Raw genomic sequence first — 15,140 nt, 5'->3', positions numbered from 1 at the left:
CGGAGGTTTTATGAAGTCTCTCTCAGGTTATTCCCTGATCCGCCGCCATCTGCGGCGTTATCCCCGTTCGTTACGTCATGCCCTTATGCAGGAACTGACCCGGCTGGTTACCTATGAACCGGTGATTGGCATTATGGGCAAAACCGGCGTCGGAAAATCCAGCCTATGCAATGCGCTGTTTCGCAGCGAAGTCTGCGCAGTGAATGCTGTCGCAGCCTGTACCCGTGAGCCACAACGCATTCGCCTGCGTTTTGGGCGTCATTATCTCACGCTGGTTGATTTACCCGGAGTGGGTGAAAGTCAGCAGCGGGATGAGGAATATCGCGCACTGTACCAATCCCTGTTGCCGGAGCTGGATATGGTGCTGTGGGTATTGAAGGCGGATGACCGCGCCTATTCTGCCGAGGAGCAGTTTTATCGGGATGTGTTCGGCTCCGTGAACGGTGAGCACACGCCGATACTCTGGCTGCTCAATCAGGTCGACAAGATTGAACCGAGTGAAGAATGGCACTGGGCCTCTGCGCAGCCGTCATCCAGGCAACGGGAACATATGGCACAAAAGCGGGCGGCTATCGGGCAACAACTCGGTATCGTGGCAGAAAACATTTTACCGCTTTCCGTTAAAGGCCGTTATCAACTGGGAAAAATGGTGGAGGCGATGATAACCCTTCTCCCAAAGCAGGCTCGCAGTCCGGTCATTCCTCATTTACGTGCTGAGCACCAAACCGAAAGCGCGATAGAGCAGGCCCGGGCTGGGTTTTCCGATACGGTAGTCAGTGCGGTGGATTGGGTTATTGACCACACGCCGTTGCCTCAGGTGGCAAAACAGGTGCTGCATGGCGTCACCCATTCCGTTGCCAGAGTGGCAAATGCCGTGTGGTCTTTCTTCTTCGACTAACGTTTTTGCTGCTTCCCATCAGCTTTCTTTATCGTCACCGATCGATTTTGTCGATCGAACCGATCGAATTGATTTGTTATACCGCCATTTCTCCCCGCTATAAAATCGACATTCCATTCTGAGAATTTTTTACTTTTACGAATCAATAACATGTTCATGTAACGCGTATGCGTCTGGAGGGCAATGATGCCGTTGTTACTGCTTTGGGTGGGGCTGGCAATCGTGTTGGGATGTGTGGCATCCAGCAGCGGTCGCTCATTCTGGGGCTGGTTCATTCTGGGTATTGTCATCGACCCGTTACTGGCCGGATTGCTGTATTACCTGATTTGCAGAGAAAAATAATATGCGAACGCTGTTGAAGTTGTTTGGCCGCTTTATGCGCTGGTATATCACGCTGGTGATTTTTATGGCCTGCCTGCTTTTTATCATCAATACCGTTGGCGGATGGGCCGGTTTTTAACCGAGAGCCCTTCCGAAGGAAAACCACAATGAAAACACAACCTGCACTGCCATGCAGCGGAATGCTGCTGGCCTCCCTGATGGTTCTTCCCATTCTGTCTGTACAGGCAAAGCCTGCTGACAATGAACCGCAAATTATCACCGACAGCGAAGGGCATATGGTTTGCCATCTCTGTGGACCCGACAGGAAAGACAGTTTCTTTATTTCTGACTATCCACAGGGCTATAAAAATAAAACGGATCAGTACAGCAAGTTATGGGACATGACGCGCTATACCATCCTGCTGAATGATGCCATTCCTGCTTACACCGCTAACCGGACACCCGATTTTTATTACATCGATAAATATGCCGTGTCGCCCACTGTTCACTTTATTGAGTTTGACGATGACCGCTCTGATTTATCGGCTATAGCTAAGGTGTCGGTGACGGAAAACAAAAACAACACGCTGCTCACTGTCACCTGGAAGAATGGAGAGAAAAATCGTTTCCAGATGAATAATCAGATTCTGGCGTACCAGACACAAGTACTGAGAAACACGCAGGACCAGCTTTTCTGCCGGAATTGCGGTGACAACGGCCAGGATGTGCTGGTTCAGGGCGCGGATACCGCCAGCCTTTATACCCGTCTGACCGATACGCCGTATTACGCCTTTCTGGCGCAAAGTACCGGGATGGCCTGCCCGGCAGGGAACTGGTATGCCGTCGATAAAACGAACCCCGCACCTGAAATCAAGGCGATTGACCTCAAAGATTGCAGTGAAATCGTGAAGGTTGACAGTACCCATGATGCCAACACCACCACGCTTAACCTCACTCACTACAACGGCAAAAAGGACACGCTGACATTCAGCCATCGTTGAGTGTTACCACCTCTGGTCATCGGAAGGCTTCGAGCCTGTCGAGTAAAGGAAAATATCATGAAAAAAGCATTTGTCGCGCTCTGTCTGGGATTGTGTTCGCTAAGCGTTTTTGCAGAAAAAGCGCCTGTCAGAGTGCAAACCCGTATTGCCTCAGGAAACTGGTATGCCGGTCCCTATTATCCAAGGATATCCGTGACAGCGTTGACAGATTCTGTCGTCGTCAAAGACATTGCGGTTAATCGGGGAAATTGCCAGCACCTTTCCGAAGAATCCTGGAAGCCTGTTCGACTCCGCTTCGGTAGCACTTTTGAAACGACGTTTAAGTCAAAAAACTGGGGAGCCGCCTGTAATGTCCTTGAAATCATTGTCGAGACCGATCAGGGCATATGGGAATTCCAGATGGAATAACGACTGACCTTATTCACGGTTCTGATGCCTCGTGCGCCTGCGCGAGGCATTGTATTTATTGTGCTCTTGTCATCCATTTTATCCTTCTTTTTCATCATCCATCGTTTAGATAAGGAACCATCATGTCATGTAATTCATTGGCAGGCAGCGTTGCGTCCAGAGAGCAGCGCATCATCCAGATGGCGCTGTGCCTGCTGGAAAAACGCGTGCGTAAAAATGCGCGGCAGTTCAAAACCTCTGAGGACACCAAAAGCTGGTTGATGCTGGAACTCAGCAGTCTGGAGCGTGAAGTCTTTATGGTGCTGTATCTGGATAACCAACACCGTCTGATAGAAAAGGAAATTATCGCGCTGGGTGGTATCAACAGTACCGAAGTGCATCCGCGTGAAATCCTCAAAGCCTCACTGCGCCATAATGCCGCCGCAGTGATACTGGCACACAATCATCCTTCCGGCTGTGCCGAGCCGAGTCAGGCTGACCACCATATCACCGACAAGCTGAAGGGATCACTGTCACAACTCGACGTTAGAGTCCTCGATCATCTGGTTGTCGGCGGCGCTGAAGTAGTGTCATTCGCTGAACGTGGCTGGTTGTGATGCTCACATTTACTACCACTCTTTTATAAGGAAACAATCATGCCATCATCGGAGACCCCGGAATGGGGACTAAAAAGTGCTGTCACGCCGCGATTCGGAGCCAGACTGGTGCAGGAAGGTAACCGTCTGCACTATCTGGCAGACCGGGCCAGCATTGTCGGTACGTTTAGCAAAACAGAAACCCAAAGTCTGGAACGTTGCTTCCCTGAGCTAATTAAGCTGTTGGAACAGAAGCTACGCATGGGGGAACTGAATCCCCGTCAGCAGAACTGCGTCACGCAGCATTGCAACGAATGGATCTGTGAAGCCGATACGCTGGGCAGTGTTGGCTACGTGTATATTGTTATCTATCCCTCTTCGGCAGCAGCAGAATAACCTGCCAACTTCTCTCCCATCCTGAACATTTCCCTGATTTCATCGACTTAACCTGTAGAGAGTATTCCTATGCAAACATCACCGGCAATCCCTCCACGGGAGGATAACCCCTGTCCGTCACCTATAGCCGTCTGGCAGCAACTACTGACTTACCTGCTGGAAAAGCACTACGGCCTGACGCTGAACGACACACCATTCTGTGGGGAAAACGTGATTCAGGCGTATATCGATGCTGGCATCACGCTGGTCAATGCCGTCAATTTTCTGGTGGAGAAATACGAACTGGTGCGTATCGATCGCAACGGCTTTAACTGGCAGGAGCAATCGCCGTTTCTTACCGCCGTTGATGTTCTCCGTGCCAGACGTGCTACTGGCTTGCTCAAGGCATAAAGATTGCGAGCGGCTTTCCAGTCACATCGCACCAAACCTGTTTATTCCTCTCTCCGATGCATAATGCGCCAGCCGGTAAGGGCTGGCGCATTTGCTTTTATGTATGGACCACAAACTATGCAAATTGAACCTGAGGTTTTGACCGACCACACCGAGCTGATTTGCTCGACCAATATCGAACGTATCGTTACTGGACGTGATACCGCGCGGCAACAGATAGAACAGCTCCTCAACCAGCTACGGGCGATCTCAACACTAACAGCGACTATTGGTGGCGGCACCGCTGAAGACTGGGCGTTAAAGCAGGGGCATCGCTACGACTGCTGGCTAACAGAAGTACCCAACAAGGCGATGCCAGCCATCACCCGCACGTTGGATCGCAATATCTGGCGCGACCTGATGCTGAAATCCGGCATGTTGTCGCTGATGGATGCCGAAGCGCGTAGTCAGTGGCATAAAAATCTCGATGAAGGGGAGCTACCGGTCATCAGCGAAGCCAATATACTCAGCACCTTTGAGCAACTTAACCAGAGCAAGCGGGAGGTATTCGAGCGTGGAGTGATCAACGTATTCAAAGGGCTGTCGTGGGATTACAAAACCAATCATCCTTGTTACTTCGGCAAGAAAATCATCATCAGTAATCTGGTCACATATAACCGTTGGGGCTTTGGCCTGAACTGAGGCTGGCGACGCGATCAACTGGCCGATCTGGAGCGTATGCTGTATCAGTTGGATGGCAAACCGATCCCCGACAATCGGGGCGATGTCACTATCCGGCTGATGGACCATATCCGTGATAATCCCCATCAGCAGGAATACGAGGATGAGTTCTTTAGCGTGCGTTACTTTCAGAAAGGCACCGGGCATCTCACCTTTAAACGTTCTAACCTGATCGATCGGATGAACGACATTATCGCCAAACATTATCCGGGGATGTTGGCGGCGAGGTAATTAACCAATCATGTCACATACGTATATCCCATTGACATATCCCATCAATATTCTATGCTATCGATAGCACAAAATTTCTCCAAGGAGACTGCCATGGAAAAAACTACAGTATTTAAAAGCAATCGCAGTCAGGCGGTACGACTCCCTAAAGCGGTTGCACTGCCCGATGATGTGAAGCAGGTTGATATCGTTGCGATTGGCCGTACACGTATCATTACTCCGGCAGGCGAAAGCTGGGACAGTTGGTTTGAAGGGGAGAGCGTAACACCTGACTTCATGATCACCAGAGAGCAACCCGATGATCAGATCAGGGAAGATTTCTGATGCTGAAATATCTGCTTGATACCAATATCTGTATTTACACTATCAAGAACAAACCACAGGAAGTCAGGGACGCTTTCTACCGCCATTACGGGCAGTTTGCTATCAGTTCTATCACGTTGATGGAATTGATCTATGGTGCGGAGAAATCGGTAAACCCAGAAAAGAATCTGGCCGTGATTGAAGGGTTTTCTGCGCGTCTGGAAGTTCAAAACTATGGTTTTGACGCCGCAGTGCATACCGGCCAAATTCGTGCGGAACTGGCAAAACAAGGAACACCCATCGGCCCGTATGATGCCATGCTAGCGGGTCACGCTCGGTCAGCAGGTTTGATACTGGTAACGAACAATGTGCGTGAGTTTGAGCGTGTGCCAGGATTGCGCGTAGAAAACTGGGTCGGTAGACAGGCTGACAATAGCCAGTCTTTGTAATATGCTGTCGCAGTTCAACAACTGGCGTCACTGCTAGGTATCGTAGCGAACGGCAGGGTAGGGAATGAAGCAATGTGGGTTGTGGGTACAAATGCGGGTACATACGCGTTATATTTTGAGGTAAATCCTTTAAATACAATGCTGATGGCGTGTTTTTCAAGTCCCGCCCAGGCACCATTGATAAATTAATAGACGTCAACCGACGTCTGTTTTTTTGCCTAAAACCTACGGTTTTACTGGCTTCTCCTCCATTCCATACTCTCCCAACGTCAACGCAATTCAACCTACATCAACTTGCTTGTGAGTATACATCTGAGTATATATGTTGGTTCTATCTTGCTCTGTATACTCACCGTAAGCACCAATGAGGATATTGATAATGGCTCTGACCGATATCAAAGTGCGTTCGGCAAAACCAGAAGAAAAAGAGTATTCACTGACTGACGGTGATGGGATGTTTCTGCTGGTTCATCCCAATGGTTCCAAATACTGGCGGCTGCGCTTTCGTTTTGGTGGCAAGTAACATCTTATGGCATTAGGCGTTTATCCTGAAGTCTCTCTTTCTGAAGCGCGTCAGAAAAGAGATGAGGCCAGAAAACAGGTTGCTGCGGGGATCGATCCCCGCGAACATAAGAAAGCGGTAAAAGCGAAACAAGAAGAGGATGAAAAGACCTTCGAAGTTGTGGCTCGCGCTTGGCACGCCGACAACAAGAAATGGTCTGAATCCCATGGCGAACGTATCCTGAAAAGCCTGAGCGACAATATTTTCCCCGCTATTGGCAACACACATATCGCCGATCTGAAAACACGTGACTTACTGGCACCGATCAAAATCGTTGAACGCTCCGGACGCTTGGAAGTTGCTAAGCGTTTAAAACAACGTGTGACCGCCATCATGACCTATGCCGTACAAAACGGCCTGATTGACTATAATCCGGCGCAGGATATGGCAGGGGCGATAATGCCTGGCAAAGTTGAACACCGCCCGGCATTAGCGCTTGAACGCTTGCCTGAACTTCTTGGCCGGATTGACGGTTACAAAGGTCGTGAATTCACCAAATGGGTTATTAATCTCTCCCTGCTGATTTTCATTCGTTCCAGCGAACTCCGTTTTGCCCGCTGGCCGGAAATCGACTTTGAACGAGCGTTGTGGACGATTCCCCCTGAACGTGAACCGATCCCCGGTGTGAAATTCTCCGAACGTGGTTCAAAAATGCACACACCACATCTGGTTCCGCTGAGCCGTCAGGCACTGGAGATCCTTAAAAAGATCAGAGAGGTGAGTGGGCATTGTGAACTGGTATTCATTGGCGATCATTCGTCACGAAAGCCTGTTAGTGAGGGGACGATAAACAAAGCACTGCAAACGATGGGCTATGACACGAAAACGGAAGTATGCGGTCATGGTTTTCGTACTATGGCCTGTAGTTCGTTGATTGAGTCGGGGTTGTGGTCTAGGGATGCGGTAGAGCGGCAGATGAGCCATCAGGAACGTAACGGTGTTCGAGCGGCATATATTCATAAGGCGGAGCATCTGGATGAGCGTAGACTGATGCTGCAATGGTGGGCGGATTTTCTTGATGCGAATCGGGAGAGAGCGGTGAGTCCGTTTGATTTTGGGAAGTTGACTCAAAAATGACATATAACACATCATGTAAGCGTACCCGTTTTAGTCCACGCACTTTTTGAGATTTCCGGGGTTTCAGCCATCAGCCGGTATTCTTCCGGCGTCAGGTGATTCAGGGATTCATGAGGGCGCTCGCTGTTATATTCAGCCAGCCAGCGCTCTGTAATTTCCCGTGCTTCATTCAGCGTTCTGAACAGATAAAAATCCAGTATTTCTGTCCTGTACGTCCGGTTGAATCGTTCGATAAAGGCATTCTGCGTGGGTTTGCCGGGCCTGATAAATTCCAGCATCACACCATGCTCTTCTGCCCATTGTGCCAGCGTCAGTGAGATCAGCTCCGGACCGTTATCCATCCGCATTTTCAGTGGATATCCCCGGTTTGCCACGATCCTGTCCAGCACTCTCACGACCCGCTGCGCCGGGATATTCAGGTCAATTTCGATCGCCAGCGCTTCCCGGTTAAAATCATCCACCACGTTGAAGGTCCGGAAGCGTCTGCCGCACACCAACGATCGTGCATAAAATCGATGGACCAGCTCTGGTTCATCGCCTCTGGCGTCGCCAGCGGAGCCGGATTACGCACCGGCAGGCGCTGTTTTCCCTTACGGCGAAAATTCAGCTTCAGCAGGCAGTAAATCCGGTGCACGTGCTTATGGTTCCAGATATTGCCCTGCCTGCGAAGTACCTGAAAAAGCTTTTTAAATCCGTATCGCGGATAGCGTTCAGCCGCCACGGTCAGCGCCATAATCACCGGCTCATCACGTCGCGTATCCGGCTGATAACGAAATACCGTCCTGCTCAGCGACAATGTCCTGCATGCCTGGCGTAAGCTCATGGCGAACTGCGCGGTCAGATAGCTGACCAGCTCACGCTTTATCGCTGGTTTTAAAGCTTTTTTTCAATAACGTCTTTCAGTGCGCGGCACTCGAGACTCAGGTCCGCAAACATCTGTTTCAGCCGGCGGTTTTCATCCTCAAGGTCTTTCATATTTTTGATATCAGAGGCTTCCATACCGCCGAACTTCGCTTTCCAGTTAATGGGATGGACTACCTCCCCCTCTGCGGTTAACTGTACGAAATACGTTCACCAGGAGAATCACTATGAGTATCGTATTTCTGGGTATTGATCTGGCTAAAAATATCTTTCAGCTCTGCGGATTAAATCAGGCTGGTAAGCCGGTTTATACAAAACGCACTGGACGAAAAGAATTACTCCAGACTGTGGCGAATATTCCGGCATGTCTGATTGGTGTCGAAGCATCCACTGGGGCATTTTACTGGCAACGTGAGTTTGAAAAACTGGGACATAAAGTAAAAGTTATTAGTCCTCAGTATGTAAAACCTTTTGTCCGCGGCCAAAAAAATGACGGCAATGATGCGCAGGCGATAGCTGTGGCTCTGATGCAACCTACGATGCAATTTGTTCCACCGAAAAGCCCTGAACAGCAGGATATTCAGGCTCTGCACCGGGCAAGACAGCGTATTGTCAATCATCGTACTGCGACAGTCTGCTAAATCCGAGGACTGCTGCTTGACCGGGGAATAACCATCGGCGCGGCAGTTTCAAGAGTCCGTCGTGCCGTTCCGCTTATCCTTGAAGATGCTGAAAATGGTCTCAGCGTCAGAATGCGGAGGACGATTGCAGAACTCTATGATCTCTTTAACGATCTTGGGCGTCGTATAAACTTTTTTGATAAAGAAATTGATGCTGTGTTCAGGCAATCAGAAGCCTGTCAGCGCATTGCCAAAGTTAAAGGCATTGGCCCTAAAACAGCCACGGCTGTTGTTGCCGCGATTGGCAGAGGAACCGAATTTAAAAATGGTCGTCACTTTGCCGCATGGCTTGGTCTGGTTCCACGACAACGCTCGAGTGGCGACAAGCAGGTGTTGATGAATATGACGAAAAAAGGCGACAAGCATTTGCGGACGCTTTTTATTCATGGTGCCCGCGCTGTCGTCAGAGTTGCCACGAATAACAATGATGGCTGTCTGCATCAGTGGGTTAACCAGTTGAAGGAACGGCGCGGGTTTAATAAAACGACCGTGACGGTCGCTAACAAGAACGCGAGAATAATCTGGTCGATGCTGAGAAATGATACCGAGTATCAGTCAGTTGGAAGTTAGTACCCAGCCAAAAGAGTTGCAGTGTACTGAAAAATGGTGACAGGTTGCACCTGCACAATCGGAACCTGACTATTATATTGGCCTCAGAGGCCGTCCAGTTGTTGAGGCGATTGTGTGCGGATTACCCATTTGGGCACAGGTTAGTATTCCTGATGCCGGATAGATGTAAGCAACAACCCAAAACCAGATTCAGTACTTGCAAAACGGAGGTAGTCCATAGATGTAGTACGAGGCCTCAGAGATCCCGGCCTCGCGGCAGACGTCTTTAACAGTACGTCCGGCTTCGACGGACTTCAGAACGGCGATGATCTGGTATTCGGTGAATCGTGCTTTACGCATGGCGATCTCCTCCAGGGACATATTCAGTATGCCGGAAGATCTCTAAAAGTGAATGGTCCGGTTTACCGGGATGCTTACATTTTCCCTGATGTAGCATTAATAGAAGCGGCGCAGATGCCATAAAACAGCTTTAGGCGTTTGTCTTACGGCCAGTAGCTCCATCTCCTTGAACCCACTAGTAAACAGCTCTGTGGCTCTTCCTCTCACTTTATCCAGTAACGATTCTTCTAGCAAGAAAATGATCGATATAGCAGATCGATAAATTAATATTGATAGTCTATATCGATTAATGATGCTTTATTGATCGGCATTTTAATTGTTTTAATCGATCGAATGATAATTATTGATAGTTAATTTCTATTATTATTTTGATTTTGATCGGTACAAACGATATGACGGCCTTAAAAAATAATTTAATCCTATCAATTGGTTAATCAGGTGGCTTTGCTGTGGTCGTCCTGTAAGAGCAAGCTGTAACGTCTTCAGGTAACCCGAAAGGCATCAAAACATAACAGCATTTTTGATTATCAGGATGGATGGAAAGATGAAGAAAATTTTACTCGTTACTTGCACAGCTCTTGCTTTGGCGGGATGTGGTGAGAAGGGGGATTTTGAGAAAGCAATCAACGCGAAAATTTCAAAATCGAAGGTATGCTACTCACTGCAGAACAATGACTTTGCGTTCAACAAAGGTTTTCCGGTAAAGGTTAATCATGGCTACCGTTCTGCTGGATACAATGCCAGCGATGAAATCCTTAACGGGCTTGTTGAACAGGGACTACTTACTGTTTCACAGCAGGCGAATGGCTTTAGCAGTGTTGATGTTTTAGAGGTTACCGATAAAGGCCAAGAGGTTGATTTCTGGAACCGTGAGGAAGGTGCCTGCGTGGGTCATAGGGCTGTTGCTGAGATCACAAGCTGGACTGAACCGAGTGATGGTGCTGGCGCTAAAATCACACAAGTGACCTATACGTGGAAGCTCGACGGCGTTCCGGGCTGGGTTGATAAAAATGCTTTCTCTGGGGTTAAGAGGATGGCTGAACCCGAAGAAGCCAAAACTGTTCTGGTGAAGACCAATAACGGTTGGGCTGCTCGGTAATTACAGGAAAAGACGCTATGAACACTATCTATTGGGTGTTTTTCATTGGCCTGCTGATGAACATACCATCACTGGCTCCGGCGCTGTTTCTCCGTAAGATATCAAAGAAGGTGAAGGTATCGATGGCCCTGAGGATTTTTCTGCTGAACGCCTTCTTGTTACTTTCTGTTGTGACGGTATCGCAAAACACCACGCAAAAATACGGGCTGTTCCCTATATGGCTGGTTGTTGCTGCTATTGGGTTATTCGCAGTCACGCTGGTGTCAACGATAAAATTTATACGTAAGCATTTAACCGTAGGTAAAAGCAGGGCTGTTATCCTCTCATCATTCCTGATTGTCTATGCCGTCAGATTTCATAGCGTGTTTTCAAACGCTTATGGCAGCGGATACACGCTTAATGGATACAATGTGGTGTGGACGTTGTTCTTCCTGTTTGCCTGCCTGTTGGCTTATCTTGGTTGTGCTGGGAGTAAAACATATTCTGGTTATTCTGCATCGCAACCAGATTATTTTAAGCCGACCAAAGAATATGAGACGCAATCACAGATTGATTACGATATTGCTGTGAAGGGTGCAAGTGTTCTGTCTGATCCCAATCTGAGCATTGTTGAGCAACAACGTTATAGGAACAGACTTGAAAAGCGAGAAGCAGAACCTCAATAGCGATGATAATTAACTGAAGTAATCAATGATAATAAATGGTCTTGAACCCAACAAGATCATTTAATGTATTGAAACTCGCTTCTATACACGTTTGTTTTTTATATATACTACATCATGAGAAATTAGTTCTTTATTTGATTTTCTACGAACAATATCAAATAACTCTATAGTCTCTATTAACTTTGTTAACGATGAATAGCCGTAATTTCGTGCATCAAAATCTGGATATTGCCTTTTGATTAAACTACCACAACTAGCAAGTGGTGCCCATCCATCTTCTTCTGTATATTCATTAATGGCATTTTTTAATGTTCGCATAAGGTGAGTGTCGCTTCGTAGTTCTTTCTTGCTTTTCTTTATTGGATCAGTGTGTTCACTTTTCCCTTCATCTTTATTATCATCGGGGTCAATGCTTAAGTTTTTTAATACTTCTATGAAAATAAAGTCATCGCAGGCGTTTCTAAATGCTACAGGTGTTTTTTTCTCTCCTACACCAAAAACATATATTTGCGACTCTTTAAGTCTTGAAGCTAGTTTTGTAAAATCACTATCACTTGAGATAAGAGCAAATGCATCAAATTTATTGGAGTATAAAAGATCCATAGCATCAATTATCATTGCTGCGTCAGAAGAGTTTTTTCCTTGGGTATATGAAAACTGCTGAAAAGGTGTAATAGCAAGTTCATTTAAAGGCTGTTTCCAGTTTTTTAAATGGCTTGAACTCCAATCACCATAAGCTCGTTTTACTATTATATGCCCATGTTTTGTTAGTTCAGCGAGGACGGCTCCCATAACTGAAGATTGGGCATTTTCTGCGTCAATCAATACTGCTATCTTTTTTGCTGATTCTAGGTCTTTCATAAAATCTCTGTTTAGGTAGATAGCTAATAATAGCATCAAAAGACATAAATAGGAATAATAACCATTACCAAATGTAATTGCAACATGATTTTACGAGGCATACATTGTCACTTTATTTTGCTAATTTATTTATGTAAGGGTTCTCTCATACATACATGTATGATATTTTTTCTTTTACTTGATTTTTAAACATCGGAGAGATTGTGAGTAAATTATTCCAGCGACTTGGTTCTTTATCAAATTCTCATGTTGGGTTTGACTTTGAATTGAAAGCAAAGAGATTTTTTGAAATCAGTGGTATTAATTTACATCGAAACTATGAAGTGGAGGTCGGCGTCGGTTTGATAAAAAAGAAGCATCGTTTTGACTTGGGAAGTTATGAGGAAAAAATATTAGTGGAGTGTAAATCTCACTGTTGGACTTCGGGGAACAATGTACCAAGTGCTAAAGTGACAATTTGGAATGAGGCAATGTATTATTTTTATTCTTCTCCAGATGATTATAGGAAAATAATGTTTGTTCTTAAGGATAAGAGAAGTAGCACTGGTGAAACATTGGCTCAATATTATATTAGAATATATCATCACCTTATTCCTACTGGTGTTGAATTTTGGGAGTATGATGAAGAAAAATTCATTGCTGAGCAAATTTATTAAAGTTATTGACCACAGCAATGTTTAACGTTTAGTCATCCTCCTAATTTCTTATAAACGTTAGGTTTTAACTGAAGTGCAGCCCGTTCTCTATCAGTTGACAACGTTGGTATATAATCTAGATCTCTATCAGCCTGTTTGAGCTGTGAGCGACTTGGAAAACGTCTGATCTCCTCCTTGGTAGGCTTGTAATTATCACTGTTAAACCTAACACGTTTTTCATGCTCAGCGCATGGCACATAGATCCCTTGTACCTCATCAAACACATAGTTTTCGGCAATACGCTTATCGTGTTCAACATCAAGGGCAACAGGTTTCTTCTTGGCCCAGATGAATTTCTCTTTTATGTATTCTACTACCAGTAAAGTGAAACGCTTGAACACACCAGTCTGTCGAGCTTTAACCTGCTTCCTCTTACTTTTAACAGGAGCGCGTTTAACCGTACTGGCAGTTGGGAAGGATGGGGTTTTCAATTTAGTGCGTGTATAAGGTGCAGGGGCAACCAGAACAGGCTGTTGCTCATCGGATGATGACTGCGAACCTGTTTCAGGTAATACGATTTCAACAGGCTTAGACATTTCGGATACGGTGAAACTTCTGAGGTCAACAACAATCTGTAGATCTAAATCTTTGAAGGTGTTGTAAGTGGCCTGAGCTTCTTGTTTCATCTCATCACGAACAGCTTGTTCAGCAGCACGTTGTTGCTGAGCTGTCTGACTGTTCCATTTAGCACGAGGTATACGTTGCATTGCCGGACGGCAGGTCAACGTTGCCTTGGCAATCCATAGTGCCTTTTCTTCAATATCTAACGTAATAGCAGCGTTTGCCAAGGCTTCATTGTATTGAGTATCAATAGAACGGTGATCGATACGTTCATTACTGCCAGCAGCAGTAAGATAGCGATTGGCAATCACTGACCATGATTCGCGCCAAAGGATCACGTTTTTCTTGTCGTTCCAGCTTCTGTCTTTTTTACCAAAACCTTCAGCGGTGATCGGTTTTAATGTCAGCATCACATGAGCATGGGGGTTTTGACTATCAAGGTCATGAAAAGCAATATCAGCAATCATGCCTTTATCGACAAAGTTCTTCTGGCAGTAATCCAAAACCAGTTTTATCTTATATTCATTGTTAAGTTCACAGGGAATAGCCACATCAAAATAACGGGCTGTCTGACCATCCTTCTGACGCTCAACCCTTTCAACTTCATTCCACAAGGTACTTGAATTTTCGATAATATGAGCTGGTGCGGAAACAGGTGCTAATATCAGATGATGGAATAAATCTGTTCTATGGCTGAAATCGTAGGTATTGCCAGTGCGATCATCTGTTATTCTTGATCTACTATGGTAGGCAGCCTTCCGACAGGAAGACATACCCTCCGAGCGTTTCACAATTTTAAACTCCAGATGAAATATCGCCATAAAATAAAAAACCTCAATATAATAAAAACTATCAAATAAACATCAACGCACACTCTGCTGATTTTAGTTTTTCGCAAGAAAAACTCAGGGGTTGACGTTGAACTTGGTTTTGTTTTTAGCCTGCGGCAGGCAACCGTCGGTAGACCCCACACACTCGTAGAGTGTATAAGTGGGCATTGTTTTCTTAAAAAAAGAAAAAATGTAAAAGATCCCCTCATTAATTAATATGAAATATATGAATGTCTGTAAAACAAAACGCCGAATTGAGCGGCGCAATCTGGATGAAAGGGCGAAGTCTTCCGCGATATTACACAGATGGGTTTTAGATGGCGTCCGAAGGACAAGAGGAGTGTTAATTTATCCCGCCGTAAGGCGGGAAATCTCTAAAAAAAGAAAATAGGCGAGTTTATCGGTAGTTTTCCCTGTTGCACAATTCACAGGTTAACTATGGAAATTAGGATTAAAATTCAACATGTGAAATGAAAAACACTAACGAGAAAAATTAAGTAACGTGGTGAGTATTAGACAAAATAGTTAGTGATTACTATCGTATGGTGTTACTTAATTTAATTTTACGCCATCATGTTTTCCATTCTTTTCAACTGGTCAGACTGCCATATCTGCTGGTGTGAATGTTATGGGGTAGTTAATCGATCA

Annotated in this window: 14 protein-coding genes and 5 pseudogenes; 15 read left to right on the top strand and 4 right to left on the bottom strand. The window is 46.1% G+C overall.

Annotated elements, in window-relative coordinates; translation table 11 throughout:
* The first annotated feature begins 10 nt into the window (after nucleotides 1–10).
* From A7983_RS00170 to A7983_RS00125, 11 genes and pseudogenes are all read left to right on the top strand, one after another.
* On the top strand, nucleotides 11–898 hold the full coding sequence (locus tag A7983_RS00170; RefSeq protein WP_005974466.1) for a GTPase family protein: 888 nt from the start codon (nucleotides 11–13) through the stop codon (nucleotides 896–898).
* A 183-nt stretch (nucleotides 899–1,081) separates the two neighbouring features.
* Nucleotides 1,082–1,240: a hypothetical protein gene (locus A7983_RS23795; protein WP_156105178.1), complete on the top strand. Its 159-nt coding sequence runs from the start codon at nucleotides 1,082–1,084 to the stop codon at nucleotides 1,238–1,240.
* A gap of 146 nt (nucleotides 1,241–1,386) precedes the next feature.
* The gene (locus tag A7983_RS00165; RefSeq protein WP_005974474.1) at nucleotides 1,387–2,220 is read left to right on the top strand and encodes a hypothetical protein; all 834 of its coding nucleotides are present in this window, start codon (nucleotides 1,387–1,389) and stop codon (nucleotides 2,218–2,220) included.
* 57 nt (nucleotides 2,221–2,277) lie between these two features.
* On the top strand, nucleotides 2,278–2,628 hold the full coding sequence (locus A7983_RS00160; protein WP_005974477.1) for a hypothetical protein: 351 nt from the start codon (nucleotides 2,278–2,280) through the stop codon (nucleotides 2,626–2,628).
* 122 nt (nucleotides 2,629–2,750) lie between these two features.
* Nucleotides 2,751–3,224, top strand: coding sequence for a RadC family protein (gene radC / locus A7983_RS00155; protein ID WP_005974480.1), 474 nt, complete (start codon nucleotides 2,751–2,753; stop codon nucleotides 3,222–3,224).
* Nucleotides 3,225–3,263: 39 nt separating this feature from the next.
* Nucleotides 3,264–3,599: a type IV toxin-antitoxin system YeeU family antitoxin gene (locus A7983_RS00150; protein WP_005974482.1), complete on the top strand. Its 336-nt coding sequence runs from the start codon at nucleotides 3,264–3,266 to the stop codon at nucleotides 3,597–3,599.
* A gap of 69 nt (nucleotides 3,600–3,668) precedes the next feature.
* Nucleotides 3,669–3,989 carry a TA system toxin CbtA family protein gene (locus A7983_RS00145; protein ID WP_005974485.1) on the top strand — a complete coding sequence of 107 codons (321 nt, stop codon included), beginning with the start codon at nucleotides 3,669–3,671 and terminating at the stop codon, nucleotides 3,987–3,989.
* 117 nt (nucleotides 3,990–4,106) lie between these two features.
* Nucleotides 4,107–4,940 (top strand): annotated as a pseudogene (locus tag A7983_RS00140) (DUF4942 domain-containing protein).
* Nucleotides 4,941–5,033: 93 nt separating this feature from the next.
* Nucleotides 5,034–5,264 carry a type II toxin-antitoxin system VapB family antitoxin gene (vapB, locus tag A7983_RS00135; protein WP_005974492.1) on the top strand — a complete coding sequence of 77 codons (231 nt, stop codon included), beginning with the start codon at nucleotides 5,034–5,036 and terminating at the stop codon, nucleotides 5,262–5,264.
* Entirely contained in the window at nucleotides 5,264–5,692 is a 429-nt protein-coding gene (vapC, locus tag A7983_RS00130; protein ID WP_005974495.1) for a type II toxin-antitoxin system tRNA(fMet)-specific endonuclease VapC, read from the top strand. The genes vapB and vapC overlap by 1 nt, the downstream gene beginning before the upstream one ends.
* Before the next feature lie 379 nt (nucleotides 5,693–6,071).
* Nucleotides 6,072–7,331 (top strand): annotated as a pseudogene (locus A7983_RS00125) (tyrosine-type recombinase/integrase).
* Between the two features lie 11 nt (nucleotides 7,332–7,342).
* On the opposite strand, the pseudogene A7983_RS00120 reads toward A7983_RS00125, so the two are convergent.
* Nucleotides 7,343–8,354 (bottom strand): annotated as a pseudogene (locus A7983_RS00120) (IS3 family transposase); the annotation flags it as partial.
* A 65-nt stretch (nucleotides 8,355–8,419) separates the two neighbouring features.
* Here A7983_RS00120 and A7983_RS22925 point away from each other — a divergent pair.
* A pseudogene (locus A7983_RS22925) lies at nucleotides 8,420–9,442 on the top strand (IS110 family RNA-guided transposase).
* A 222-nt stretch (nucleotides 9,443–9,664) separates the two neighbouring features.
* On the opposite strand, the pseudogene A7983_RS00100 reads toward A7983_RS22925, so the two are convergent.
* A pseudogene (locus tag A7983_RS00100) lies at nucleotides 9,665–9,781 on the bottom strand (transposase); the annotation flags it as partial.
* A 544-nt stretch (nucleotides 9,782–10,325) separates the two neighbouring features.
* On the opposite strand from A7983_RS00100, the gene A7983_RS00095 reads away from it, so the two are divergent.
* Together A7983_RS00095 and A7983_RS00090 are read left to right on the top strand one after the other, a co-directional pair.
* On the top strand, nucleotides 10,326–10,880 hold the full coding sequence (locus A7983_RS00095; protein ID WP_005968302.1) for a membrane lipoprotein lipid attachment site-containing protein: 555 nt from the start codon (nucleotides 10,326–10,328) through the stop codon (nucleotides 10,878–10,880).
* Nucleotides 10,881–10,897: 17 nt separating this feature from the next.
* Nucleotides 10,898–11,545, top strand: coding sequence for a hypothetical protein (locus A7983_RS00090; protein WP_005968301.1), 648 nt, complete (start codon nucleotides 10,898–10,900; stop codon nucleotides 11,543–11,545).
* Nucleotides 11,546–11,626: 81 nt separating this feature from the next.
* Here A7983_RS00090 and A7983_RS00085 read toward each other — a convergent pair whose 3' ends face one another.
* Nucleotides 11,627–12,406, bottom strand: a complete 780-nt coding sequence (locus A7983_RS00085; RefSeq protein WP_005968300.1) for an NYN domain-containing protein — start codon at nucleotides 12,404–12,406, stop codon at nucleotides 11,627–11,629.
* Nucleotides 12,407–12,609: 203 nt separating this feature from the next.
* Here A7983_RS00085 and A7983_RS00080 point away from each other — a divergent pair, with 203 nt between their 5' ends.
* Nucleotides 12,610–13,062 carry a hypothetical protein gene (locus A7983_RS00080; RefSeq protein WP_005968298.1) on the top strand — a complete coding sequence of 151 codons (453 nt, stop codon included), beginning with the start codon at nucleotides 12,610–12,612 and terminating at the stop codon, nucleotides 13,060–13,062.
* Nucleotides 13,063–13,094: 32 nt separating this feature from the next.
* Here the strand turns inward: A7983_RS00080 and mobQ are convergent, their stop codons facing one another.
* Nucleotides 13,095–14,483 carry a MobQ family relaxase gene (gene mobQ, locus A7983_RS00075; protein ID WP_005968296.1) on the bottom strand — a complete coding sequence of 463 codons (1,389 nt, stop codon included), beginning with the start codon at nucleotides 14,481–14,483 and terminating at the stop codon, nucleotides 13,095–13,097.
* Nucleotides 14,484–15,140: the final 657 nt, after the last annotated feature.

The sequence above is a fragment of the Pectobacterium wasabiae CFBP 3304 genome (genome assembly GCF_001742185.1).
Classification (GTDB): domain Bacteria; phylum Pseudomonadota; class Gammaproteobacteria; order Enterobacterales; family Enterobacteriaceae; genus Pectobacterium; species Pectobacterium wasabiae.
This window is presented reverse-complemented; position numbering and strand designations above follow the sequence as displayed.